Annotated in this window: 22 protein-coding genes and 1 tRNA gene; 6 read left to right on the top strand and 17 right to left on the bottom strand. The window is 32.4% G+C overall.

Going from position 1 to position 26,012, the window contains the following annotated elements; translation table 11 throughout:
• Positions 1–72 precede the first annotated feature (72 nt).
• The 6 genes from Q0975_RS03235 to Q0975_RS03210 all read right to left on the bottom strand — a co-directional run bounded on the left by Q0975_RS03235 (position 73) and on the right by Q0975_RS03210 (position 6,790).
• The gene (locus Q0975_RS03235; protein ID WP_299433012.1) at positions 73–1,974 is read right to left on the bottom strand and encodes a histidine kinase; all 1,902 of its coding nucleotides are present in this window, start codon (positions 1,972–1,974) and stop codon (positions 73–75) included.
• 37 nt (positions 1,975–2,011) lie between these two features.
• Positions 2,012–3,331, bottom strand: coding sequence for an HTTM domain-containing protein (locus Q0975_RS03230; RefSeq protein ID WP_299433009.1), 1,320 nt, complete (start codon positions 3,329–3,331; stop codon positions 2,012–2,014).
• A complete protein-coding gene (locus Q0975_RS03225) occupies positions 3,328–4,260 on the bottom strand; it encodes a bifunctional riboflavin kinase/FAD synthetase (RefSeq protein WP_299433006.1) in 933 nt (310 codons plus the stop codon). The genes Q0975_RS03230 and Q0975_RS03225 overlap by 4 nt, the downstream gene beginning before the upstream one ends.
• 209 nt (positions 4,261–4,469) lie before the next feature.
• The gene (gene pth, locus Q0975_RS03220) at positions 4,470–5,108 is read right to left on the bottom strand and encodes an aminoacyl-tRNA hydrolase (RefSeq protein ID WP_299433003.1); all 639 of its coding nucleotides are present in this window, start codon (positions 5,106–5,108) and stop codon (positions 4,470–4,472) included.
• A gap of 87 nt (positions 5,109–5,195) precedes the next feature.
• Positions 5,196–5,822, bottom strand: coding sequence for a 50S ribosomal protein L25/general stress protein Ctc (locus Q0975_RS03215; RefSeq protein ID WP_299433000.1), 627 nt, complete (start codon positions 5,820–5,822; stop codon positions 5,196–5,198).
• Between the two features lie 26 nt (positions 5,823–5,848).
• Positions 5,849–6,790: a ribose-phosphate pyrophosphokinase gene (locus Q0975_RS03210; protein ID WP_299432997.1), complete on the bottom strand. Its 942-nt coding sequence runs from the start codon at positions 6,788–6,790 to the stop codon at positions 5,849–5,851.
• A 156-nt stretch (positions 6,791–6,946) separates the two neighbouring features.
• On the opposite strand from Q0975_RS03210, the gene Q0975_RS03205 reads away from it, so the two are divergent.
• Positions 6,947–7,028 (top strand) — tRNA-Leu (locus Q0975_RS03205).
• Between the two features lie 516 nt (positions 7,029–7,544).
• Here the strand turns inward: Q0975_RS03205 and Q0975_RS03200 are convergent.
• The 3 genes from Q0975_RS03200 to Q0975_RS03190 form a co-directional block, all read right to left on the bottom strand.
• Positions 7,545–7,769 (bottom strand): hypothetical protein, encoded by a 225-nt coding sequence (locus tag Q0975_RS03200; RefSeq protein ID WP_299432994.1) that lies wholly within the window; start codon positions 7,767–7,769, stop codon positions 7,545–7,547.
• A gap of 11 nt (positions 7,770–7,780) precedes the next feature.
• Positions 7,781–8,206, bottom strand: a complete 426-nt coding sequence (locus tag Q0975_RS03195; protein ID WP_299432991.1) for a hypothetical protein — start codon at positions 8,204–8,206, stop codon at positions 7,781–7,783.
• A gap of 65 nt (positions 8,207–8,271) precedes the next feature.
• Positions 8,272–8,508, bottom strand: coding sequence for a hypothetical protein (locus Q0975_RS03190; RefSeq protein ID WP_299432988.1), 237 nt, complete (start codon positions 8,506–8,508; stop codon positions 8,272–8,274).
• Between the two features lie 238 nt (positions 8,509–8,746).
• Here Q0975_RS03190 and Q0975_RS03185 point away from each other — a divergent pair, with 238 nt between their 5' ends.
• The gene (locus tag Q0975_RS03185; RefSeq protein WP_299432985.1) at positions 8,747–8,911 is read left to right on the top strand and encodes a hypothetical protein; all 165 of its coding nucleotides are present in this window, start codon (positions 8,747–8,749) and stop codon (positions 8,909–8,911) included.
• A 237-nt stretch (positions 8,912–9,148) separates the two neighbouring features.
• Here Q0975_RS03185 and Q0975_RS03180 read toward each other — a convergent pair whose 3' ends face one another.
• The 7 genes from Q0975_RS03180 to Q0975_RS03150 all read right to left on the bottom strand — a co-directional run bounded on the left by Q0975_RS03180 (position 9,149) and on the right by Q0975_RS03150 (position 12,545).
• Positions 9,149–9,988 (bottom strand): hypothetical protein, encoded by an 840-nt coding sequence (locus tag Q0975_RS03180; RefSeq protein WP_299432981.1) that lies wholly within the window; start codon positions 9,986–9,988, stop codon positions 9,149–9,151.
• Positions 9,989–10,014: 26 nt separating this feature from the next.
• Positions 10,015–10,224: a hypothetical protein gene (locus tag Q0975_RS03175; protein WP_299432978.1), complete on the bottom strand. Its 210-nt coding sequence runs from the start codon at positions 10,222–10,224 to the stop codon at positions 10,015–10,017.
• Positions 10,225–10,227: 3 nt separating this feature from the next.
• Positions 10,228–10,398, bottom strand: a complete 171-nt coding sequence (locus Q0975_RS03170) for a hypothetical protein (RefSeq protein ID WP_299432975.1) — start codon at positions 10,396–10,398, stop codon at positions 10,228–10,230.
• A 231-nt stretch (positions 10,399–10,629) separates the two neighbouring features.
• Positions 10,630–11,115 carry a hypothetical protein gene (locus Q0975_RS03165; protein ID WP_299432972.1) on the bottom strand — a complete coding sequence of 162 codons (486 nt, stop codon included), beginning with the start codon at positions 11,113–11,115 and terminating at the stop codon, positions 10,630–10,632.
• Between the two features lie 42 nt (positions 11,116–11,157).
• Positions 11,158–11,796, bottom strand: a complete 639-nt coding sequence (locus Q0975_RS03160; protein ID WP_299432969.1) for a hypothetical protein — start codon at positions 11,794–11,796, stop codon at positions 11,158–11,160.
• Between the two features lie 10 nt (positions 11,797–11,806).
• Entirely contained in the window at positions 11,807–11,998 is a 192-nt protein-coding gene (locus Q0975_RS03155) for a DUF3606 domain-containing protein (RefSeq protein WP_299432966.1), read from the bottom strand.
• A gap of 349 nt (positions 11,999–12,347) precedes the next feature.
• Positions 12,348–12,545, bottom strand: coding sequence for a hypothetical protein (locus Q0975_RS03150; RefSeq protein ID WP_299432962.1), 198 nt, complete (start codon positions 12,543–12,545; stop codon positions 12,348–12,350).
• Between the two features lie 61 nt (positions 12,546–12,606).
• Here Q0975_RS03150 and Q0975_RS03145 point away from each other — a divergent pair, with 61 nt between their 5' ends.
• Entirely contained in the window at positions 12,607–13,581 is a 975-nt protein-coding gene (locus Q0975_RS03145) for a YitT family protein (protein ID WP_299432959.1), read from the top strand.
• A gap of 72 nt (positions 13,582–13,653) precedes the next feature.
• Here the strand turns inward: Q0975_RS03145 and Q0975_RS03140 are convergent, their stop codons facing one another.
• On the bottom strand, positions 13,654–17,766 hold the full coding sequence (locus Q0975_RS03140; RefSeq protein ID WP_299432956.1) for a two-component regulator propeller domain-containing protein: 4,113 nt from the start codon (positions 17,764–17,766) through the stop codon (positions 13,654–13,656).
• A gap of 674 nt (positions 17,767–18,440) precedes the next feature.
• On the opposite strand from Q0975_RS03140, the gene Q0975_RS03135 reads away from it, so the two are divergent.
• The 3 genes from Q0975_RS03135 to Q0975_RS03125 all read left to right on the top strand — a co-directional run bounded on the left by Q0975_RS03135 (position 18,441) and on the right by Q0975_RS03125 (position 25,993).
• Complete coding sequence (locus Q0975_RS03135) at positions 18,441–21,803, top strand: cellulase family glycosylhydrolase (protein WP_299432953.1); 3,363 nt, start codon at positions 18,441–18,443, stop codon at positions 21,801–21,803.
• Positions 21,804–21,882: 79 nt separating this feature from the next.
• Positions 21,883–23,724 carry a polysaccharide lyase gene (locus tag Q0975_RS03130; RefSeq protein ID WP_299432950.1) on the top strand — a complete coding sequence of 614 codons (1,842 nt, stop codon included), beginning with the start codon at positions 21,883–21,885 and terminating at the stop codon, positions 23,722–23,724.
• A 43-nt stretch (positions 23,725–23,767) separates the two neighbouring features.
• Positions 23,768–25,993, top strand: coding sequence for a polysaccharide lyase (locus Q0975_RS03125; RefSeq protein WP_299432947.1), 2,226 nt, complete (start codon positions 23,768–23,770; stop codon positions 25,991–25,993).
• Positions 25,994–26,012: the final 19 nt, after the last annotated feature.

Genomic DNA, 26,012 nt, shown 5'->3' with positions numbered 1-26,012 from the left:
TTAAAACGAATGTTATCTAGATACTATCTGATTTGGAGCTAATAGATCTATAGAAGACCTTTTTTTTATACGTTATGATACTGGAATTTCAATATTGATTACAGTGCCTCTCGCGATTGTAGAATCAATAATCATATTGCCGGAGAAGGAATGTAAACGGTTTTTGATATTTTTAAAACCAATGCCTTCTGCTACTTTATCTGTTTCAAAACCTACACCATCGTCTTCAAAAAGAAGTTGTAAAGATTTTTCATATCTATTGAGGTAAATGTCAATTTGATCTGCTTGGGCATATTTTAATGCATTGGTCAAAAGCTCTTGTATAATTTTAAACAATTCTTCTTTTAAAGGACTTTCTATTTCATTTAACTCTTCTTCAGGATAAGGATTAAAGGAGATTGTTTGATAACTACCTTGCTGTATATTATTGACATATTCTTTTATCAGTTTGGAAATGCCATTATTCTGAAATTTTTTAGAAGAAAGATTATGGGATATATCACGAACTTGATGATAGGTTTCATCAACCTGTTTAATAATCTTTGTTTGTGTATCTCCAGTATTGTTAGCACTAGAAAGTTGTAGTTTGATGCTTGCTAGATTTCCTCCAATGCTATCGTGTAATTCTCTTGCTAGACGCTTACGTTCTTTGTTTTGCCCTTCCATAGTGGCATTTATCAGGTTCAGTTCTTGATCTTTCATCAATCCATGAACTTTTTGAGAATTTACCTCTTTCTGAGATTTGTTTAGTTCTATTTGTGTTTTTAACTTCTGGAAGTATACAAATAAGAGCGCTATCACTGGGAGTAATACAACCAAGAAACCAATTAAAAATGCTTTTTTAATGGTTCGTTGTTTTTTAATTTCACTTTCTTTTAATAGTTGTTCTTCTTTAAGAGATAGAATCTCTTTTTCTTTTTGTAATGTTTGGTATTTAACCTCCATATCTTTTACAATCTCCTTGTTCTGATTCTTTAGAATTTGGTTAGAAATAGAGAGATATTGGGTCATAAGATTATACCCATTTTCATAGTCTTTCTCAGCGATTTTTAGATCTTTAAGAACCATAATTACATCTCGTTGTAGCTCGAGTTTGTTCCACTGTACGGAATTTACATATGCGGAGGATAGAATTATTTCTGCATCTTTTAGGTATCCTTGGTTGTAATATACAATACCCATCTGGATGACAGCATCTATGTAGAGATCATAAAATTTATTTTGCAATGCGAGCTCTTTTACAGATCGAAAATATTTTAGCGCGTGATCAAGGTTCTTTTCGAATATATCTATTCTACCTAGTTTTAGCTGAGTCTCTAATCTGACTTTGTTGTTCTCATAAATTCGTAATCCATTCAGAACTTCGAGATAGTTAGATTTTGCATTCGGAACATCGTTTTTATAAAAGAATACATCTGCTAAAGATTTTTTTGCTAAAATTAATATTTCGTTGTCTTCAGTATTTTTTATACAATTTTCGAATATTGATAAAGCAGCATCATATTCTTTTTGATGAAGGTAGACAGCTCCTAATCCTAATTGATGGATGTAGTGCATTTTGCTCATTTTGGAAATAGGAGAAATGGCAATACCATCTAGATGATGTCTCATGGCATCATCAAAGAGCCCTTTCTCTAACTTTCCTTTGCCAAGAATATTATAAGATTTAGAAAGATAGAGGTCATAATCCGGAAGTTCATTCTTTTTAGCAAGAATCTCCTCCAGTAGAAGATTTCCATAATACACTATAGAATCTGTAGTACCTGACTGTATATGAATGGTGGAAATTGTGTCTATAATTTTTACTTTTTCCAACAGAGTTTTTGCAACCTTAAGATCCTGATAATAGTGTTTATCTACCGTACTGGGGATTTCCCCAAAATAAGAGTACCAATCTTTCTTTTCCTGAGCATTCAAAGAAAATGAAATCAGTATAATAAATGCATAAAAATGTTTTATTGAAATTACCTGCATTGTACGCTATTATATATTTTATAGAACCATAAAACAGTTATTCTTTATCATATTTAATAACCCAAGGATTAGTTGCGAAATAGTTCCATTCCACACTTGTTAAATCAACATCAGGGTCAATTAAAACTTTTGCTTTTTTTCCATTAACAGATACTCTGCTAGTAACATATATTGCTATTTCTTTTCCATCTTTTAAATGTTCTTCTTTAAGAAATTGAGCAAATTGCCAAATGGCATCAGGTTTAGTGTTTACTAGACGTAGTTGTTTTTTCGAAAGATATTTCGTTTTATCTACTTTCAATCTTTTATCGGGATTATCTGGATGCTCAATATAAAAATTGGTAAATCCTGATCGTCCACGAAGCATCATTCTCCAACTTAGTTTGTGACCTTCTTCTGTCCATAGCACATCACCTGGAATGAACCAGTGACGAATTGGTAAGGCAAGTTGAATTACAAACCAAATGGTTAGTGCTGGGATTAAAAATTTCCGATAAGAAGGTACAATCAATTGATTGGAAGCGTAAAACTCCTTTTTTGGCATAAAAATATGATGGATGCGTTCTTTTGAAAAGAAAAACACAGTAAAAGCCAATGACATATATGGAAATATCCCAATCTGAAATACAATAGAATTAAATAAATGAAAAAAGATGCTAATGATAAAAGCTGCTAAGCGGGTTTTTCGCCATAATAATAATGGAATGATTAATAGGTCAAATAAAATTCCAAAATAAGTGATGCAAACATGAGTCCAATGCTCTTGCAATAACCCGCCTATGATAGGGTAATTAGCTCTCGAAAACATGAGGTTTCTTGCTACTGTATAATCTAACCAGTCGGGATATAATTTTGCAACGGAGGCGTAGGTATATACAATCCACAGTTGGATAATAATAAACAAGACGCACCATCGTGGCATGGATATTTTTTTAAGAGCCGGATTTCGTTTTACATCTAGGGAGAAGTAATTACCAGCAGGTAATGCACTCATTAGAATACACAATAAAAGCAATAGGTAATAATGATTGTTATAAGAAGCTTTTTGCATGTAATAAACACCTGCCCAGAGAACTGTATATCCAATCATACTCCATCGGTATTTAAAACCGATCATAATAAAGATTCCTAAAATACCCATTAAGGCAAAATAGTAATACATTCCATCTCCAGGAAGAGGCTGCAAAAAGTCGAATCCAATAAAATTGAAAGTAAATTTTGGTTCGACAAGAGTTCGTCTTACCCATCCGGTAAGAATAGCTCCAAAGGATTCTGCAGTAATTAAGAAGCCAAAAAAAACTCTAAAAATTATTAAAGAACTATTGTCTATTTGTGTGAATAACCAGCGATTGATCATACCGTAGAATTTATATAATCTCTGGAGAAATCTTCATCTTCTTGCATTGCAGTTTTTAACGCCTCCAAAGAATCAAATTTTTCCTCATCCCTGATGCGTTTGAGCATTTCGATTTGAATCTTTTTTTCGTAAAGATTAAATGAAGCATCAAAGAAATGAGTTTCGATAGTTTGATGTTTTCCGTTTACAGTGGGATTATTACCAATATTCATCATCCCAAAATATGTTTTATTATTAATTTGAGATTTTACTACGTATACTCCTTTTTTCGGGATGAGTTTATAATCCTCTTCTATGTGTAGATTAGCTGTTGGATATCCCAATTTACGACCTAGTTCTTTCCCTTTTACTATTTTACCAGTAAGCATAAAGTTGTATCCTAGGTACTTGTTAGCTTTGATGATATTTCCATCTAGTAGTGCTTCACGAATTTTAGTCGAACTGACGGCTACGTCATCAATATCTTGTTTAGAGATTTCTTCTACAGTAAAATCATTCTGAATACCAAATGAAGCAAGGTCGGTGATGTTAGAATTACGATTACGCCCAAAACGATGGTCATATCCAATAATAACGTGGCGTACATTCAGTTTTTCAACCAGCATTTGTTCCACATATTCTTTGGCAGAAAGACGTGAGAATTCTATGGTAAAAGGATGAATTACTAAGCTATCTAATCCTGTTTTTTCTAATATCTGGATTCGCTCATCAATAGTATTGATAAGCTTAATGTTTGTGTCTTTTTGCAAAACCATCCTAGGATGGGGAAAAAAGGTGAGAATAACGGATTCGAGGTTGTTTCGTTTAGCAGCCTCAACCAGTCGTTCAATTATTTTTTTGTGCCCCATATGTACTCCGTCAAAAGTTCCAATGGTAACTACTGATGGTGTCTGGCTATCATATGTCTTAGCGTCTGTATAACGTTTCATCCGCGCGTTTTTATTTGTTTTTAATAGTCAGATGAAATAATTCGCTATTATACGCTATAATTGCTGCTGATTCGATAGGTGTATTTCGTTTCAAGAAGATTAATTTTGGTAAAACCATACATTGTAATCTAGATTTATGTAACTCTTACTGGTCAATGTATTAAAGATTGTTAGCTATAAAATTAAGGAAATGATGTGAGATCTACTATTTATTTTCCGTTAAAGGTATTCATAGTATTTGCTAATCCAGCGCCAACAAATGATTTGATAAGTGCAATTCCTTTATCTAATCGTTCTGGCATAGCGGCTTCTTCTTCAGGACCCCATTCGCCCAAAACATAATCAACCTGTCTACCTTTACTGAATTCGGCACCAACGCCAAATCTGAACCTACAATATTTAGATGTATTGAGTTGAATTTCAATATCCTTCAGCCCATTGTGTCCACCGGCACTACCTTTTGCCTTTACTCTAATGGTACCAAAAGAAAGGTTGATGTCATCCGTAATGATCAAAAGATTCTCAATAGGGACTTTTTCCTTAGTTAACCAATATCTAACCGCTTTCCCGCTAAGATTCATATAGGTGTTTGGTTTCAATAATAGCACTGTACGTCCTTTATGCTTATAGGTAGTAAGATCGCCAAGCTTTTCAGTTTCAAAAGTTAGACTTTCTTCTTTTGCAAAAGCGTCGAGAATTTTAAAACCTATATTGTGACGTGTATTATGATATTTAGGTCCAATATTGCCAAGACCTACAACAAGAAATTTTTTCATGAGATCTTCCTGAGTTTCTTCTTTACTATTTTGAGTTTCTTTAGAAAATATTTTTCTTAATACAGAGAGCATTTGAGTTTGATTTTCTGTAAAAATAAAAAAAGCACTCTGAAAATAGAATCAGAATGCTTTTTGATTGTTATCTCTATGAAGAAAAAATTATGCTTCAGCAGCTGGTGCTTCAGCAGCTGGTGCTTCTCCTTCAGTTCCTTCTTCTTCTTCATCATCATCCAGTACCGCGGTACGAGAAGTTTTAACCATACAAATTACTGTATTATCAGGGTGTAAAATAGTGTAATTTTCACTTGCTACACTTGTTACTAATAATTTGTTACCTATTTTTAGGTTTGTGATATCTCCTTCAATCAGGTCTGGTAATTGAGATGCAAGACCTTTTACCTTAATACGTCTTAAGTTAAAACGTAGTACTCCTCCATTAAGAACTCCTTTTGCAGCTCCAGTGGTTTTGAAAGGAAGCTCTACAGTAATTGGCTTGTCATCAAAAATTTGAATAAAATCGATGTGTAAGATTCTATCAGTTACAGGGTGAAATTGAATGTCCTGTAGGATAGCATTTATCTTTGTACCATTATCCAACGCGATTACCACGGTATGAACGTCTGGAGTGTACACTAATTTTTTGAAAGCAATTTCTGGTGCTGCAAAGTGTACAATAGTGTCTCCACCGTAAATTACACAAGGTACCTGTCCAGCATTACGTAAGGCTTTCGTTGCTTTCTTGCCTACGCTTTCTCTTTGAGATGCATTGATTGTTAATGACTTCATTTTAAAATATATTAATTGTTATTAATTTACATTATAAATTTAGAACTGATAGACTCATTGTTATGAACTCTATTCATTACATCTGCAAATAAATTTGCACAAGTAATCACTCTAATTTTTTCACTTTGTTGTTTTAGAGGAATAGAATCTGTAATGATTAATTCTTCTAATTTTGAATTTTCTAATTTCTTATAGGCATCTCCAGAAAGAATAGGATGTGTACAAATTGCTCTAACGCTTTTTGCACCTCTTTCAATCATAAGATCCGCAGCTTTAGTTAATGTTCCAGCTGTATCTACCATATCATCCACTAGCACTACATTCTTACCGGTAACATCTCCAATCAATTCCATATGAGAAATGATATTTGCTTTAGCACGTTGCTTATAGCAAATCACTACATCGCTTTGTAATGCTTTAGAATATGCATATGCTCTTTTAGAACCTCCCATATCCGGAGAAGCTATTGTAAGATCGCTTAAGTTTAATGATTGCAAGTATGGTAAAAATATAGTAGATGCGAACAAATGATCTACAGGCTTCTCAAAAAATCCTTGAATTTGATCCGCATGTAAGTCCATGGTTATAATTCTTGTAGCACCTGCAGTTTCCAGCATTTTGGCAATCAGTTTTGCCGCAATAGGAACTCTTGGTTTATCTTTTCTATCCTGACGTGCCCATCCATAATAGGGTAGCACTGCCGTAATATGCCTTGCAGAAGCTCTTTTAGCTGCATCCAGCATCAGTAGCATTTCCATCAAGTGATCAGAGTTAGGATGTGTAGAACCAATAATAAAAACTCTTGAACCTCTTACAGATTCCTCAAAAGAAGGTTGGAACTCACCATCACTATATGTTGATGTAATAACCTTACCCAATTTAGCACCATATGCGGATACGATCTTTTCTGCTAGTTCTGTACTTTGAGTACATGCAAAAAATTTTGCTTCTGTAATTGAATTAGGCATAGGGTAAAATGTTGTTTTGTAATGAGTTAAAACTTATTTTTTAAAAACAAGGTGCAAATTTAAAAATTTATTTCTACTCTTTACCTTATTTTATTACTTATTTAATGGATGTGAGCAAATATTTTTTTAATTTTGCCGTCCAATTTAACTAGAAATGCTCAAGTGGTGGAATTGGTAGACACGTTGGATTCAAAATCCAATGTCGCAAGACGTGCGGGTTCGATTCCCGCCTTGAGTACGGAGTAAATAACCCTTTGGAAATCAAAGGGTTATTTTTTTGGTCTTTTCTCGCCTATATCAGAAACTGTTTTATTTCTTGCTGGTTTCAACATTTTGGTAATATAGAGTAGTGGTAGAATATTTTTTAATAAAGAATGATAACCCTTGCTATTACTGAGTTTCGTTGACTAAATAAAGGGGTTCATAGTTCAAATCTAGGCAAAACACACTGAAAAATGGATATTCTTATAAAAAGTTTACTGCCGTACTAATCTAAATATACTGTTATCGAAAACTATTTTAATTTCTAATCGTTTATTTAAACTTTATTTTATAATGTTTCTTATTAAGTAATATAAAGGGTTAATCCATTTTTCTGGAATATCAAAATCATAAACAACCCATTTTTGAATTATTCCCCTGGGACAATTTATTTCTCTTTCCAAAGATCTATAGTTAATGAAGTTTTTATTTTCGATCAACCAATTTTTAACAATCAAGGAAATATCATTCATCGACTTATTGAATTTTATTGTTATTCATATATAGAAGCTCCTTTCAAAATGTCAGCAAAAACTTTCCAACTGGCATTTTCTGAATTAACATTTTGTTCTGTATTATCGTAGAAATTTTGAATATCCTCTGTATATCTACCTAGAGCTTCAAAAAAACTATCAGTGTCTTTATTTTCCCAATTCGCACTATCTTCTCTCAATTCTTGTACAAATTGAATAAAATCCTTTTTGGTATTAACTATCATTTCTAATCGATTTATTGAACTCTGTTTCTTGGTCTAATGACCGCAATTAATTTAACAAAGAAATCTCTACATATTATATAAAGTATATCTGAATCATTAAATAAATTCATTTCTTGTACGCTTGTTATTTTATCGTTGAGATTTTCATAGTAGTTTTCTACAACTTCTTGAATAGATAAAAATTCTTCCCCTATCAGTTCTGTATTGTTTATTTTGAATGAATTTTCTCTATTGTACCAAATTTTACATACCGCGTCTTCAAAAAAGTCTATTCTCCATGGATCACCATTAATTCCACTATATTCATTCTCCTTTTTGTCAACAGAGTTGTCTTTGATTAAACCAGAAGACAAAAGCTCTTTTTTGGAGTCACCTAACTGAACAATGGATTCTAATTTAGAATCCCATTTGTAAAAGTGCCTATCTATTTTACTCAATTGTTATGGACAACTGAACTCCTTTTGTTTTTGAGAGTATTGTCAGAATGTTACTTACTATTTCCTTATTCTATTTCCTTATTGAGTTTCGTATCATTTGGATTAATTGAATTGATTAGGGAAATGATATCGTTGGAAAATGGAGCATATCGATTTACTTTCCATAAGACAATTTCATTTAAGGTATTTTGATCAAAATCTTCTTCGAGATTATCAAGTTTACTAGTGAGCTCTTTTTGATACTCAAAATTATAGTCCTCTGACATTTCTCTAAAATCTTGATTATGTAAGGTTCTATGCATTGTTTTATTGAATTTTAATTTTTAGAATTCTTTAATAACAACGCTCCTGCTATCAACATGAACCCAAAAAAAACAGAAGTCATATATAAACCTCCTTCATAACATTTAATAAAAATTAACAAACTTTAACTCTTTTTCATGGTAACATTTGAGCTGTTAGAATCATTAATAAATAGACATAAACTTGAGTGTCTATAAACTTTCGAGCATCTTATAACATTTTTAACTTAATACAATTATGAATAATTTATTGAACTTGGGCAAAGCTTTAAACAAAACTGAGCAACAATCTATTAATGGAGGTGGAGGTGATGTTCCCTGTCATTTCTCAGCATCTCATGATTGTGGCGAAGGCCCTTCTGATGAATATTGCTCAAGGAATCCTTATCATCCTGCTTGTTAATCATAATTTTATTAATAAACCACGATTTCTGTCGTGGTTTATTCCTTTTTCTTCTACTATTTCACCTCTAATTTTGAGTTTGGGGAAATTAGATTTATTCAATTCAAAATATAGTTTTAAAATCAGTTTTCTTTCAGGGATTTCATCAAAACGAAAATCGACCACTTTTGAATTAGGATAAGTAGACTCTAAAACAGTTTTTAAATTAGATCGTTTTATTGAACTTTCGATTAAACTTCAATTTAATTTTTCATTAAAGTGTTTTTTTAAAATATCTGTTACAAAATCAATTCTCGTATACATAATAGAATTAGTTTTTACCTTTAGTTCTATAAGAATCCCAACCAGAAACGCATTCTGCTGTGTAGGTTCCTCCAAATTAAATCTAGGGACAAACCATAACCCAGAACCACTCATCCCCTCCGTTTTAGGTGCAAATGATCTACCTTTGTTTCCATAACCCCTAAACTTTCGTCTGTTATGAGACATTAATATGTTAAAGCGCTTATCGACTTTAGGTTGATTATATGAACTTAACTTTACTGGATGTGAATAAAGCAAATAACGCATAGGAGTAAAAGCATAATCAGATTTCGAAACTTTTTCTTTGTTATACGGAAAACCTAATGTAAAATAAGATTTACTAAATATTAAATTATGATTAGCTTGAATCATTTGATAGTTTAAAAACTCGAATTTTTCAGCTTTATTAAGTATGTCCACTATAAACCTTTCGAGCTTAATAACTGCTATATCTATTAGGTCATTAATTTCATTATCCTTTGGATTGTAATAAAACTTTTTTCCTACTATTGGAATTTTAATACTAGAATTTAAAATGCATATATCTTCTTTAGGATACCCAACAAAAGTATGAGCTGCGGTAATTAAGTAATTATTTTTTTCTGTGGATAATAATACTCCTGTTGCAACTTGTTCTGGTTTAACGGATAATGATCCTTGAAACTTATGATAATAAATGGGAATAGTAGTTTTCTCAATTTTTTCAGCAGCGCTATTAATAATTGCAAATGCTTCATCGGTTAACTCTAAAATTTTATCGTACTCTAGTTCCATTTTTAAAATTCCATTTAACTATCGTTTTATTGAACTTCTGTGGTTAACATACCATAGCCAGATAATTGTTGCATTTGTTTTTTTACATTACTCAACCCTATGTAAGTTTCATATAATTTCCCTGCTTTTTCTTTAGCTTCTATTTCGTTTTCTGCAAAAATTAAAGCTGAAAAGAAGATAGGTTCTATTATTTCAGATCCGTTGTCTTTACCAAAAATGGTTTTATACTTTTTCATCGTTTATTTTAACTTTAATTGTTCCAAAACATCTTTTTGAATCCTCAATGATTGTTCAATCATAAGTTTAGTACTGGTATCTAGTGCAGTATCTAGTAAGCTTTCAAGAATTTCAATACTACTCTTTAATCTATTGTAATCATCCATCGTTTGTTTGAATTTATCGTTCATCATATTTATTCCATTCGTGATCTTTAATCTTATGTAAAAATATATTGGATCCAATTCCTATTAACCAGGAAATTATAATTGTTAACCAATAAAAGATAGTTACATACCATTCAACTTGAAATTTCCCTAATTCGTATATTGATTTTACCATATACAAAAAGGGTATCCAAGAACAAATCCAAAGGTTTAACACAATTAATCTTATGAAAATTTTAATCGTTTTATTGAACTTTATTATTGTTTCAATTCTTCTGTTTGTTCATTACTATTATAGGTATCTAAAATATATTTATTAGCATTTTGTGATGCTGTATTATACAAAGATTTGCTAAAATTGATAAAACCTCCATTTAAAACTAATGAAATAACCACACTTGCATAATGTTCTGTAGAGATTACATTTTCTGTTTCTTTTAAGAAATAAAAAAGAAGGAGTACAACTAATACTACAAGAGTAATAATTGATGTAAAATATAAGACATATGCGTTTCTTTGCTGATTAGTATATCTTTTAAGCATTTGATGCCTTAAATCTCGTTCAATTCTCTTATTTATATCCTCTCCTGACTCTGGAGGTAACATCCCCATAGTTGCCTCAAAATCTTTGTCTTTAGATTTCATAGGATTTTCACCAACCCAGTTATTTTTTAATTTTTTATATAAAACAAAAAGAGTTGTAAAAGAAGATAACACAATAATTGCGGTAATAAGATCGGTCATATAATTTGAATTTATAAGTTATCGTTTATTTAGGCTTTGAGCTTAAAATTTCAAAATTTTTCTTAATACTCCAGTACCAGGAACAATACAATCTTCAGGATACTTATCACAATGTCTTTCCACTTTTTTCCTTGTTTTATTCATTGCTTTTTCAGCCTTTTTTCCAAACCTACCAAGTTCTGCTAATGTATCTTTACCTAATTTGGTTCCTGGTATAGTCAATGGGGCTAAAATTATCATAGGATCGTCTACAACTGCAGATTCAAAAAAAGCATCGATAGTATAATCTGAACCAAGATAGAGTATCCCACTAGTAACTGGGTCTACTTCACCAAAGTTTTCAATATAGAGATTAACAATTATTTTTGAAGCATCTCTTATTTCCTCTGCAGTATTGTATTTTAGTGTTTCAAAAAGTATTTTTTCTTTATTTTTATCAAAATATCCCACACTCATAATCTTTTCATCTGGATGGCTTTCTTTATATTTTTCAAGCTTACACTTAGATAATATACTTAATGCATAATTATAATCATCCAACCCAGTTTTTTCGTCCTGAATTATATTTAGAGCTTCTTCACAAGTTAGATTAACTTCAATAGGCATAACCTTAATATTTTCATTTTGTGCGTTTATTTGACTAGTAATAGTAACTAGAAATAGTATTAGTAAAATTCTCATAATGTATAGTTTATTTAGATTTTTTCTTTTTCTTTAAATATTCTTTTATAACTTCTACACTAGTACTTCCAGTAGCCTTTTTCGCACCAGCCAGTTGTTGCCCACTAATATTGAGTTTCTTTTTCCAATAGTCAATCTCGTGTTTTTGAGTACTTATTCGTTTATCATCTCTTGGACCTTTTTTCTTTGGGTTATCTGTCATAATTTATAATTTAATTAACAAAATACCCCATACCCGAAGAAATCTTCAGACATGGGGTGGTTTATAAATGTTTGTTGCTTCTAAATTAGTGAAATAAAATTAAAAGACTACTTTTTCCCTCAATTTTATATGTGTTTATTGTAATAAGACTTTCGTATATCTAATTTTAGAGAAGAGTCTAGATTGAGTATAGTCAAACCAAATACTAGTTCATTTAAGTGTTAATTCGTAAACTTATTAAATGAACCGCTTTATTGAAATTAATGGGCTTAGAGGTGGAATTTATGGGATCCCGCCGGATAGGCGAGATTAATTCAACTTACGGATTTGAGTGCGTCTTTCAGACTTCTCAAATTCGAGTTTCAATAAAACCACGATATTTTTGGATTAAGCCAAATAATATTCTTTTGATATAATAATCATCTTTTGACATGTCAGGAATACCATTAAGCATAAAAATGCCTGTACTCATCTCTGCTCTTCCTTTTTTGTTAGAAATTACTAAAACACTTTTCCTTTTTGCATCTGAGTAAAAAAAATATTTCATGGAACTGTTCTTACCCGTTTTATATGTGTCTGATCATACCAATTTTGAGTATATTTAAGAGATGAACCCACTATTACAATATATACTATTAAAACGTGCCAGAAAAAGGTTAAAATCTAAAAGTGGTGATCAAGTAATTCTTAAAAGAGAGATTGTAAAAGAGTTAAGGAAGAGCCATGTAGAATTCGTTCATTCAGTAAAACAAATGGTGTTTATTTCGATTGGAGTGTTTTCGGCAGGTTTTGGGCTTAACGGTTTTCTACTTCCCAATCAGTTCATTGATGGTGGTGTTACTGGTGTTTCCTTATTGTTACAGGTATTCTCTAATATTTCATTGGGGCTATTACTCATTATTGTCAATTTTCCATTTGTCATATTAGGGGCACGAACCATCGGTACTGTATTTGCTGTCAAAAGTATTATTGCCATTACAGCTTTGGCCATCGTTGTCCATTTTGTCCCGTATCCAATAATCACGGAAGACAAACTGCTGATTGCTTTTTTCGGAGGCTTCTTTTTAGGGTTGGGTATAGGAATGACAATGCGAGGAGGAGGTGTTATTGATGGTACTGAAGTATTGGCGATTTATTTAAGCAGAAAATGGCATATGACTGTAGGAGATATAATACTTTTGATCAATGTTATTATATTTTCAGTAGGAGCGTACCTACTATCCATGGAAATAGCACTGTATGCTATTCTTACCTATCTGGTAGCCGCCAAAACTGTGAACTATATAGTAGATGGTGTGGAAGAATATATTGGAGTTACTATTATATCTAAAAAAAATGAGGAGATACGGCTAATGTTAACCAATAAGATGGGAAAGGCATGTACCATATATCATGGAAAACATGGATATGATAAATCAAGTGGTGAACGTGCTGACTTAGAGATTGTATATACTGTATTAACTAGATTAGAAATAGCAAAACTGGGTACGGAAATTGATAAAATAGATAAAAAAGCATTTATTGTTATGGATATGGTTAAGGATATTAAAGGAGGTATGATAAAGAGAAAACCGTTGAAATAAGATTGGTTTGAATTACAAATATCCGTAATCCTCATTTGTTTCTATTTCTCTAACTTCCATACTATGCAGAATTTAAGAATAAAATTTATCAGCGTACTCAGAAGGAGTTCTGCTATAGTATTTCTTAAAAGATTTTGAAAAATATTTTGGGTCTTTGAAACCTACTTTATAACTAATTTCTGCAATACTTAATTCCCCGATCTCTAATAACTCTGAGGCTTTCTTCATTCTAATAGAAATGATAAACTCTTTTGGAGTCATATTTGTCCAATCCTTTATTTTATTAAATAACATAGTTCTGCTCAATCCTAATTCTGAAGCAAAGTAGGGGATGTCAAATTTAGAATTCCCTATATTTTCATGAACAATTGCTATTGCTTTTCTTAAAATTTTATCCTCAAAAGAATCAAAGTTAGAGTTATCTCCAACTATTGAATCTACCGTAATTAAATTTTTTATTTGAGAAGTTGTAAAGAGTTGGTTTTTTATTACCAAAAGAAATTCATTAACGTCAAAAGGTTTATTTATATATGCATCTGCTCCAGATTCTAAGCCTTTATATTTATAGGGCATAGATGATCTTGAGGTTAAAAGCACAAAAGGGATATGAATAGTCCTTTCATCACTTTTAATTTTGGAACAGAATTCAATTCCTCCCATTTTAGGCATCACCACATCACTAATAATGATATCGGGAAGAAACTTCAATGTTTTCTTAAAACCTAATTGACCATTCTCAGATTGCTCAACGATATAATATTCCTTTAATAAATCATAAAGAAATTGTCTGAACTCTTCATTATCATCTACTATTAGAACTTTAGGCTTATCTGCAGAAGCGATTGTGTTTTGTAGGTCAATTTTAGGTGAGATTTGATCCTTGGTGATTTCCGTTTGCTCTGTATAAGAATCTAATTCAGGACGCCTATTAGTAACTGTTGTAAGTTCTGAATCTATAAAATGTCGTTCCCCTTTTTTTAATCGAATACTAAACACCGTTCCTTCATTTTCTGAACTTCTTATTTTTATTTCTCCATGATGAAGTTTCATGATATTTTGAGCGATGTTAAGTCCTATTCCGCTACCATTGTTAAATTGCTCTAACCATCCATCAACACCAGGAACTTCATAATACCTATTAAATATTTTGTCTAAAAACTTTTTATCTATTCCTCTACCATTATCAGAAACTTCAATAGACACAGTGTCTTCTATATCCTTTATTTCTATAGTAATATTTCCGCCATTTGGAGTGTATTTAAAAGCATTCGATATAATATTATAAAAGACCTTTTCTAGCTTGTCTGCGTCATAAAAAACCAAAATCTTATCTGATTCAGTTTTAAAAGTGTAGGTGTAGTTTTTTAGTTCTGCATATTCTTTAAATGATAGGTATATGTCTTCTACCAGAGCGGCTATGTTTTCTTCTTCTACATTCAATTTAAGATGACCTTCTTCAAAAGCCCTAAAATCCATTAATTGATTAATTAGTTTTAAAAGCTGATTTCCATTACGTTGTATAACAAGTAGTTTCTTGAAAACTTCTTTATCACCTTTGTAATTTTTTATTAACTGTTGAAGTGGTGCCAAAACCAAAGTAAGAGGTGTTTTGAAATCATGAGAAACATTTGTAAAAAACTCTAATTTAGATTTATTAATTTCCGCTTGTTTTACTTTTTCTAATCGTTCAGATTTTAACTTGTGAGATAAAATCAACTTAGATTTCATATTTCTATAGATTAAATAAAGCACTAAACATAAAATAAACAAATAGGAAAAATATGCGAAAGTGGTTTTCCAAGGTGCTGGTTTTACAACAATTTTCAAGGAGGTAGTCTTAGTATTTGTAATATCTCCCATAATAGCCTCTTTCACCTGGAATGTATAAGTGCCTGGTTTCTGAATGGTATAATTTGCTTCTGGAATATCAGAAAATCTCCATTGATTATTTAGCCCTAATAATCTATAAGCATATTGATTATTAAGTTTATTGATGTAATTAGGTATTGCAAAACCAATAGAGAAAGAGGATTCTGAATGGTTTAGAGTAAATTCTTTTAAAAATGTAACGTTTTCAAACTCTTCTGCCTGATCTACATTCCTTTTTTTTATGTTTCTGCCATCAATTTTCAGGTCAGTTAATACTACTTTAAACTTATAGTCATTCTTTCTTATGGTTTTAGGATTGAAAAAAGAAATCCCTGCAACTCCTCCAAAATATAAATTGTTGTTTTTACTTTTTAAACAGGAATTATTAGTGAATTCATTCCCTACAAAACCTTCAGTCTGATCATAAACAATAGTTTTTTTTGTTTCTGGATTATGGTTTACAATTCCTAAATTACAACTCATCCATAGATTACCTGACGCATCTTTTAGAATACCATAAACCGCAACTACGTTTTTATTTGATAAGTTAAAATTAACTTTTTCAAAATTACCTGCTTCTAACTTTAGTAGTCCGCTGTCCTTCGTTCCTACAAAAATTTGCCCTTTTTTTCCTTCATTAATAGATAAGATCTTATTTCCGTAGGAGGCTTTTCTTTCAAAATAAAACTGTTGTACCCTAATATTATTAGATGATAAATTTTCACCCGATGCGATTAGGTTTAAACCATTGTCAGCTCCAATCCACAAGTTTTTCTGGCTATCTACAAACAAACTCCTTATCTTATCATTTGATAAGGCATTTGGGGTATCCGAGTCTTGTCGTATTGTTTTATATTTCTTTGTTAATTTATTATAGATGACAAGGCCTTTTCCAAAAGTCGCAAAAATCAGATGATCATCTATTTTCTGAATTGAATAAATTCCGACATCCTTCAGCAAATTATGTAATAAAGGATCTATGTCAGATTTTATAAATTTTTTACGCTCAATATCAAAACATTTAATCCCGTTTTTTAAAGTTCCTATCCATAGTTTTTGATCATCTAAGAATAAAGATTTTACGTTAATATCTAATAAACTTGTTTTTAAAGTATCGGTTAAGATCGAATTCGTTTTACCATTTTCTTCGATAACGATTATCTGGTTATCTTCTGTACCAATATAAAGTGTTCCATCTGATGATTCTTGTAGAGCACTCACTACTCCTAAGTTGTAAGCTTGATTATCTTTTATATTAAAAAGGGATTGAAAATTATTATTAAATTTATTCCATAAATTAACACCTCCATAATAAGTACCAACCCACACAGTGCCATTAAAATCAACGTACAAGTCCTTAATACTATTTTTACTAAGACTTTTCGAATTTCCGGGTTGATTAATAACCTGAATTATTTCATTGTTTTTCTTTTTAATAAATAATCCGTTATAGGTTCCGATCCACAAATTAGCATCGTTGTCATATCTTAACTTTCGTATATCAGAACTATTTACTTTATCTGCATATAAATCATTGAATTTTATAAATTTTGAATTTTTTTTGTCAAAAACATGTATTCCATTATATCGGGTACCAATCAATAAATTATTGTTTTGATCCTCTACTATGGATTGAATAAAAAAGTTTTTTGAATCATCTATGAAACCAGAAAATCTTTTAAACTTTAAATTATTTTTATCTCTATTGATTACTTTATTAAGTCCAGAAGATGTTCCTATCCATATATCACCTTTATGATCTTTAAAAATTGTTGAAATTGTATTATCCGATAGACTAGTTATATCTGATTTATTACTCTTATAGGTAATAAACTCGTCATTTTTCTTATTATAAATAGCCAACCCATCAGTAGTGCCAAACCATAGCTCTCCGTTATCCATCTGTGCAATAGCTCTAGTAGTATTATGAGGTATGCTACGATTATCTTCTGGAGAATTAAAGTATACTTTAAAAGTTTCTTTTTTTGGATCAAATCTATTTAAACCGTTATGAGTACCAATCCAAATAAACCCATCTACACCTTCCTTAATTGAAGAAATATCATTATTACTTATCGAATTAGGGTTATTTAAATTATTGCGGAATATTGTAATCTTTTCTCCATCATACTTATTTAACCCATCTCTGGTTCCTATCCACATTTGTTTAAATTGATCTTGCTCTATTGCAATAACAGCACTTTGGGACAAACCATCAGAAACTGATAATCTATTATAGCTGCGAAAATCTTCCTCGTTTTGAGAAAAAGCAAACGCACATGCGAAAAGCATCAATAACAAAGTATTATTTTTCATTTATAAGAAACCTACTAGTTTATACTAAAGAATAACGCGAAACTTTCTAATTATTATTATTCATATAGTTTACCAAACTAACGAAAAAAACAACAAAACTGGGATTTGATACCTTTATTTAATCTTTATCTGTTATTTGTAATTCATTGTTAAACAGGTGTTTGTACTAAATTGCACTAAGAGTGTACTTTTATCCTCCTTACAATACTTAATATTGTGATGTAGTAAAAATGTGTAAAAACTTTAGAAAGTTAATTAAGCACTAAATAGAAATTGGGAATTAATTCATAAAAGTAAAATACAATTTATACCAATATGCTATAAAAATTAATCGCAAGTAGTTCTCAATATCTAGATTCTATCTCCCACCCTTCCGGAATCCAGATATATCATTTTTAAATAATGAATCGTATCAGAAGAAATTCTGGCTAGTAGATAGTGGTTATAATCATTATATATCAGTGTGTTTATGTGTGTGTCTGATGATATAATTTCAAACTGAAATTATATAGACAAACCCAAAATGACAGCATTGACCGTGATCTGTTACCTACTAAGCCTATTTCTTGCCTTGGTACATATTATATCAAGAAAATCTATATAGCTTTTACTATCTAGGTTTTCAATGAATTATATCATTTGAATAATAAAAAATTTAACACAAACTCACTATCATGAAAATGTATTACACACACAAGAAACACTTTTTAGTTAACCATTGGGCCTGGTTAACGTTGCTTTTATTTATTTGTGTAGGAGCCACAGCTCAGACAATTGTCCAAAAACACGGAAGATTAAAAGTACAGGGCAACAGAATTGTCGATAAGAATAATCAGGAGGTTAGTTTAGCTGGAAACAGCCTTTTTTGGAGTAACGCAGGAGACACCTCAGATTTCTATGATAGTGAAACTGTATCACACCTTACAAGTGATTGGAACAGTTCTATCATTCGCGTCGCAATGGGAGTAAAAGAAAACTGGGATGGAGGAAATGGTTATATCGATAGCCCTTCTGCTCAGAAGGCCAAAATTCGTAAAGTAATTGATCAGGCTATTACAAGTGGGATTTATGTGATTATAGATTGGCATACTCATGAAGCAGAAGATTACACTTCTGAAGCTGCAGACTTCTTTAAAGAAATGGCGTCTATTTATGGCAATCAACCAAATGTGATCTACGAGATCTATAATGAACCCATAAATCAATCCTGGTCTACAGTAAAAAACTATGCAAATACAGTAATCGCCGCTATTCGTTCTGAAGACCCTGATAACTTGGTTATTGTTGGTTCACCGACTTGGTCACAAGATGTAGATGTTGCATCTAATGATCCTATAAGTGATGCTAATACCGCATATACTTTACACTTTTATGCAGGAACGCATAGAAATGGTTTACGAAATAAGGCAACAACAGCAATGAACAATGGAATAGCATTATTTGCTACCGAATGGGGAGCTGTGGATGCTAGTGGCGATGGAGCTTTAGATCGAGCAGAAACCGAAAAATGGATGCAGTTTTTTAAAGATAATAATATCAGTCATGTAAATTGGTCAGTAAGTGATAAGCCAAGTAATAATGACCCTAGTAGAGCCGAATCATCTTCCGTAGTTCAGTTAGGTAAAGGGATCAATGGATTAAAAAATAATCAATTAACTGAGACAGGAATTTTCATCAAAGATATTATCAAAAATTGGTCGGAGGATGATGGAGATCCTGATGGACCCAGCGGAACGATCAACTGTAATTCTGTAGATTGTATTAGAAATGCTATGCAAAATGCACAGCCTGGAGATGAAATTGTAATTGCTTCTGGAACGTATACAGCACCTGATAAATTTAATTTTGGAAATAAAGCAACTAGATTTGGATCAGATAAAAATGGTACTGCCTCACAACCAATCACAATTAGAGCACAAAACCCTTCGAACCCTCCGATTCTTAAAGGAACTAATGGAGACTACGATGGATACGTAATGTTTATTTTGGGCGATTATTGGATACTTAAAGATTTAATATTAGAAGAAGGGTCTAAAGGACTTGTTCTTGATAACGCTAACAATGGTGTTATAGAAAATGTTGTAGTACGTGAATTGGGAGAAGAAGGAATTCACCTAAGAGATGGATCCAGTAACAATTTGGTGAAAAATTGTCGAGTATATAACGTAGGAATTAAAAAACCTGGTATAGGAGAAGGTTTGTATGTAGGGTCTGATAAAGGACAACACGAAAGTTCTGGACAGGCAGGTGATATTTTTGATAATAAATATAATCCTAGATGTGATAATAACACCATAGAAGGTTGTATTGTTGGCCCTAACGTTACAGCAGAAGGAGTAGATGTAAAAGAAGGTACTAAAAATACAATTATCCGTAATTGTACTTTCTCTGCTCAAGGATTATCTGGAGAAAACAGTGCAGATGCTTTCATTGACCTAAAAGGAGCGTATGGTTTTGTATATAATAATACTTTTAATCGAGATGGATCTAATATTCTTAATGCTGGTGTTGATTTCCTAGATAGAGGAACTGGATTCAATACAGGTTTTAGAAATGCGATTTTCGATAACACTTTCAATTTAGGTAGTAGAGCAAATGAGATTCCTACTGCCCGAAAAAAACAAGGAGATCCATCTGAAATTCACGTTTGGGATAATACACGTAGCCCAAATACACCAGATTTTCCAATCAGTGATGGGACAACAAATTTTGTAACAGAATCTTGTCCTAGTTGGAACATAGTTCCTTGTTCAGGTGGTGGTAACGAAGATCCTACCGTAAGTATTACCTCTCCTTCTAACGGAGCTAATTTTGATACAGGTGCAAATATTCAGATCAACGCTAATGCAAGTGATCCTGACGGATCGGTAACCAAAGTAGAATTTTTTAGAGGAAGCTCGAAATTAGGTGAAGACACCAGTGCTCCTTATTCTTACACAATTAATAATGCGCAAGCCGGTAATTATAATTTAACCGCAAGAGCAACTGATAATGATGGAGCGACTACAACTTCTAGTAATGTAAATGTTACTGTATCTAGTGATACTGGAGGAGATAATACACCTCCTGCTATTTCTTTTCAAACACCTTCTGGTAATTTAACAGTCGATGAAGGATATAGTAGTCTTTATGTTAAAGTAAATGCGTCTGATAGTGATGGAACCATAGATAATGTAAAACTTTATATTAATGGTAACCTTGTAAGACAAGAAAGATTCGATCCTTATGAATGGGGGCACAGCACATCACCTAACCCTGGAGAAACAACCAATTTACCGGTTGGAGGCCATATATTTAGAGCTGTAGCCACAGATAATGAAGGGGCTACTTCTGAAACTACTTTTACACTTAATGTAAAAAGTGAAAATGCAGGTGGTGGTAATGACTGTTCCTTTGGTGCGCCAATAAATAATGCATTACCTGCATTTGACGGTGTTTCTTTTTCTGAAGTACATGTTCTTGGAAGTGGTGGCCCCGCTTTAAACAATTTTAGAAAATTCAGTATTAATTGGAATCCGCAATACAATGGATTATATCAATTTGCGATGAATACTAATAACGGTGTTCCTAATTATTACGTAGACCTAAGACCTTTTAGTAATACTAAATTTAATACGAGCGATCCAGAAGTAACTATTAGTAATTCAGGATTTAGTGGTTTAGATGGATCTTATTGGGTAACTAAGGATGGAGCTAATTTCGTTATGTTATCTAAAGATAAAGGATTTACGATATACTTCAGTAATTCTGCTACACCTCCAAGTTGTGACGATAACAAATTACCCGGAAATGAGGATAAGTTAACAAACATCAAGCTATTCCCAAACCCGGTTAATGATAACATACTTACTGTAAGTGGTATAACTCAGGAAAAATCTAGCTTAGAAGTAGCTGATATGCAAGGAAAGATTGTACTGCAAAAATATATCCAAGATACAGAGACAGGTTTAGATGTTTCTAACCTTAAATCGGGGATGTATGTCTTAATTATTAAAGGATTAAAGTTTCGAAAATCCATTCTGTTTACTAAGCAATAATTAGCCTTAGTCAATTTAATCATCAGGTGGTTTGTTAGTCCGCCTGGTGATTATTCTAATGATTCTAAACACGCACACAATGAATTACAAATACATAAGAAATGGTTTCACATTAGTTTTACTGAGCATCACCTCACTTTTATTTGCTCAGGACAACTATGTATATCAAAATGATTTTGATCACTTACCTTCCGGTCAATACAATAGAGATCAGATTAAGGAAGCTTTAAATGTTTCCTTTTGCAAAGGAGCAGATGAAGGAAGAGTGCATATTTCTGATTTTGAGAGCCGAGGTAAGGTATTAGATGTAAAATATCCTAAAGGACAAGTGAAAACTGGACAAAGCGGAATGCATACTAAAGTTCCTTTTGATATAGCAGGTGAATATGATGAATTATATATAAGCTATTGGATTTATTTTCCGGAAGATTTTGAATTTCGTGCTGGAGGTAAATTACCAGGCTTGGCGTATCAAACATCAGAAAAGAATATGTCCCTAAGATTGATGTGGAGATATGATGGACTTGTTGAGTTTTATGTGCATTATAATACAGAGCCTACCTGGGATGGATGGCATGCGTCTATTAATTGGAGCTTAACAGATCCTTATGAAGAACCTAATGGAGAACCTCAAGCAGATCAGGTAAAGTTTAAAAAAGGACAATGGAATCATGTTGAAATGTATAATAAGCTCAACACGCCTGGACAAAATGATGGAATCATGAGAGGTTGGCTAAATGGAGATTTAGCTATAAATATTACGGATAATGGTGATTATAGACAGGTAGGTGAAGAGGATATTCAACTTAATATTATATACTTGTCTACCTTTTTTGGTGGTAGTGATGAGACTTTTCAACCTACTAAAGATTTAGAAGCTTATTTTGATGATTTCATTGTATCAACTACTAGAATTGGTAATTCAGGCGGAAATGGTGGAGATGGAGGTGATGGAGGTGATGAAAACGAGGCTCCAATTGTTGAATTGACATCGCCTGCAACAAATAATGAAACGTATACCATTGGAGAAACAATTACATTAAGAGCAGATGCGTCTGACACTGATGGTAGTATTGAAAAAGTGAATTTCAAAATTGATGGAGCATTTTATAGATCAGATGCTTCCAGTCCATATAGTGCATCATGGACTCCCACCGAAACTGGAACGTATGTAATTGCAGCCAGAGCTTTTGAAAAGGATCAAGAAGGCTTGTCTACTGAGGTTTCCAAAACAATTACTGTTATAGATGATGATGGAGGTGACACTGGTGGTGGTTGCTCTTTTGACACTCCTGTTTCTAATAGTATATCTAGTATTAATAAAACATCTTTTACTAAAGTTTATGTGTTGGGAAGTAACGGTCCTGTTATGGATAACTTTAAAAAATTTACTATTAACTGGAATGCTGCTAATAATGGATTGTATCAATTTGCAATAAATACTAATAATGGGATTCCTTCTTATTACGTAGATCTAAAAAATAAACTAACGCATACACTGGGACAATCAAATCCTTCTGTAACCATCAGTAATTCAGGAATATCTGGATTAGATGGATCTTATTGGGTAACCAGAGATGGAGATAGTTTTGTAATGGTGTCAAAAACTGAAGGATTCACATTATACTTCAGTAATGATGATCAAACTCCTTCCTGTGCCAATAGAGCAAGACCAGACGTAGTAGATTCATTTTCCTATTATCCTAACCCTGCTAATAATTCTATTTTTATGAATGGTGTAGATGCATCTGTTCATGAAATAGTGATTTATAGTATGAACAGCCAGATAGTTAAGTCTGTAAAACCGGGTAAAGAAGGGTCAATTTCTGTTGATGTAGAATCATTAAGCAAAGGTCTTTATTTTATTGAGTTAAGATCTTTTAAAGGTGACTCTAAAAGATATAAACTAGTAAAAAATTAATCATACAAACTTAACTTATTAACTAATTAGAAATTTTATAATCATGAAAGAAAAGGTTATTTATAAACGGAATAGGAATGTTTTTACGCTATCACTTTTGATGGTAATTTCACTTCTTTTTAACAATCAACATACTTTTGCTCAATGTAATACTATGATTGATGTCGATTTCAATAATTGGAATAACAGAAGATACTCTATTGCAGATATAAAAAGTGACTTTAATAATAAAGTAAAGCCATGGACTGCATCTACCTACAGAGGGGTGGAAGGTCCCGGTGCTGCAAGTAATTTGATAGAAAACACTCCACAGGAGACTAGAATTGTCAATGGAACTTTACGAGCACAATATTTGAAGAATGATGCTTCAGGTAGATCAGGTGGTTTTCTCTTCGATCCTTATTTTGATGCTGTAGATGAAGCTTATTTAGAATACAAAGTAAAATTCGACGATAATTTCTTCTGGGCTACAGGAGGTAAGTTACCTGGGTTAGGAGGATCTACTAGAGGAGTAAATAGCGAAACCACTGGTAGAGGTGCTATTCCATCTGGATGTAAATATAATTCAGACGGATGGTCTGCTCGTTTGATGTGGAGAAGAAATAGAGCGCAAACAACAAAGCCTTATCTTATTCTTTATAGCTACTTTGCCGACAAACAAGATGGAACACCCAGAACCGATGGGGACTGTGGAGATGGAAAAAGAATTTATTCTGACCTAAAGGATAATCAGTGGTATACCATCCGTCAGTATATCAAAATGAATACGCCTGGTCAAAGAAATGGTACTGTGATCATGTGGATCAATGGAGTAGAGACGTATCGTGATAATAATGCTAAAATTCGTAATTCAGGAAAAAACAGCTTAAAAATCAACGCTCTGATTATGAATACATATAGAGGAGGAAAAAGAACAGATCCTGTTTGGCATTCGCCAAGAACAGAATATACTTTTTTCGATGATTTTAAAGTATGGACAGGATGTGGTAATCCACCAGGAGAAGATAATAAGCCACCTCAAGTCGCATTAACAAATCCATCATCAAATAATCAGGAATTCACATTAGGTGAAACGATTACACTTAGAGCAAATGCTTCAGATCCGGATGGAGATGTAGATCGGGTTAATTTTAAAGTAAATGGAGGTTATTATGGACAAGATTATACGGCTCCTTATACAAAAACTTGGACACCAACAACTGCTGGAACATATACAATTGGTGCCAGAGCTTTTGAGGAAGGACAAGAGGGACTTTCTACTGAAGTGTCAAGAACAGTAATTATTAAAGAAGAAACTAGTAACCAGGCTCCAAATGTCTCCTTTGCTTCACCATCGGGTAATATCACAGTACAAGAAGGATATGATCTTGTGGTACGAGCTAATGCATCAGATGCTGATGGAAGTGTTTCTAATGTAAAATTGTATATTAATAATAGTTTAATGCGTCAGGAAAATGTGGCGCCTTATGAATGGGGACATGACAGTTCTCCTAACCCACAAGAAGTAAATGGAAGATTAGCAGGAGTATATACGGTAAAAGCAGTTGCCACAGATAATGAAGGGAAACAAAGGGAGACAACTTTTATCTTAACTGTTCAGAGTACTAACACTGGTGGAGGAAACAATTGTTCATTTGGAACTCCGATCAATAGTGGTCTTAGTGCTATGGATAAAATATCGTATACTAATGTTCATGTTTTAGGGAGTGAAGGCCCGAAATTGGGTAATTTCAGGAAATTTACTATAAACTGGGTTCCTCAAAACAATGGATTGTATCAGTTTGCGATCAATACTAATAATGGTGCCCCAGATTGGTATGTAGATTTTAAAACTACTATGACTTTTCAGTTGAAGAATTCTAATCCAGAAGTTACATTAAACAACACTGGTTTTGAGGGGTTAGATGGATCCTACTGGGCTGCAAGGGATGGAGATAACTTTGTATTAGTTTCTAAGAATAAAGATTTTACTATTTATTTCAATAATTCTGAGACAGCACCTAATTGTAATCGTGAAAGACCAGAAAACGATTTGATACGGATCAAAGCATATCCGAATCCGGTTGTAGCATCTTCATTTACGGTATCAGGGATGTCTTCAGAGTTAAAAACGCTTCAAATAGTAAGTATTGATGGACGCGTAATAAAAGAAATTAGTACAGAAAATGAAACAGAGATTCTAGAGGTTTCAGAGTTACCTTCTGGTTCTTATATTTTATTAATAAAAGCAGTCAGATTCAAAGAATCACTGCTGTTTGTTAAAAATTAATATTAACTCAACTTGAACC

This window comes from uncultured Aquimarina sp., assembly GCF_947500065.1.
Classification (GTDB): domain Bacteria; phylum Bacteroidota; class Bacteroidia; order Flavobacteriales; family Flavobacteriaceae; genus Aquimarina.
The sequence above is the reverse complement of the archived record's forward strand: the minus strand, read 5'-3'. Positions and strand labels throughout refer to the sequence as shown.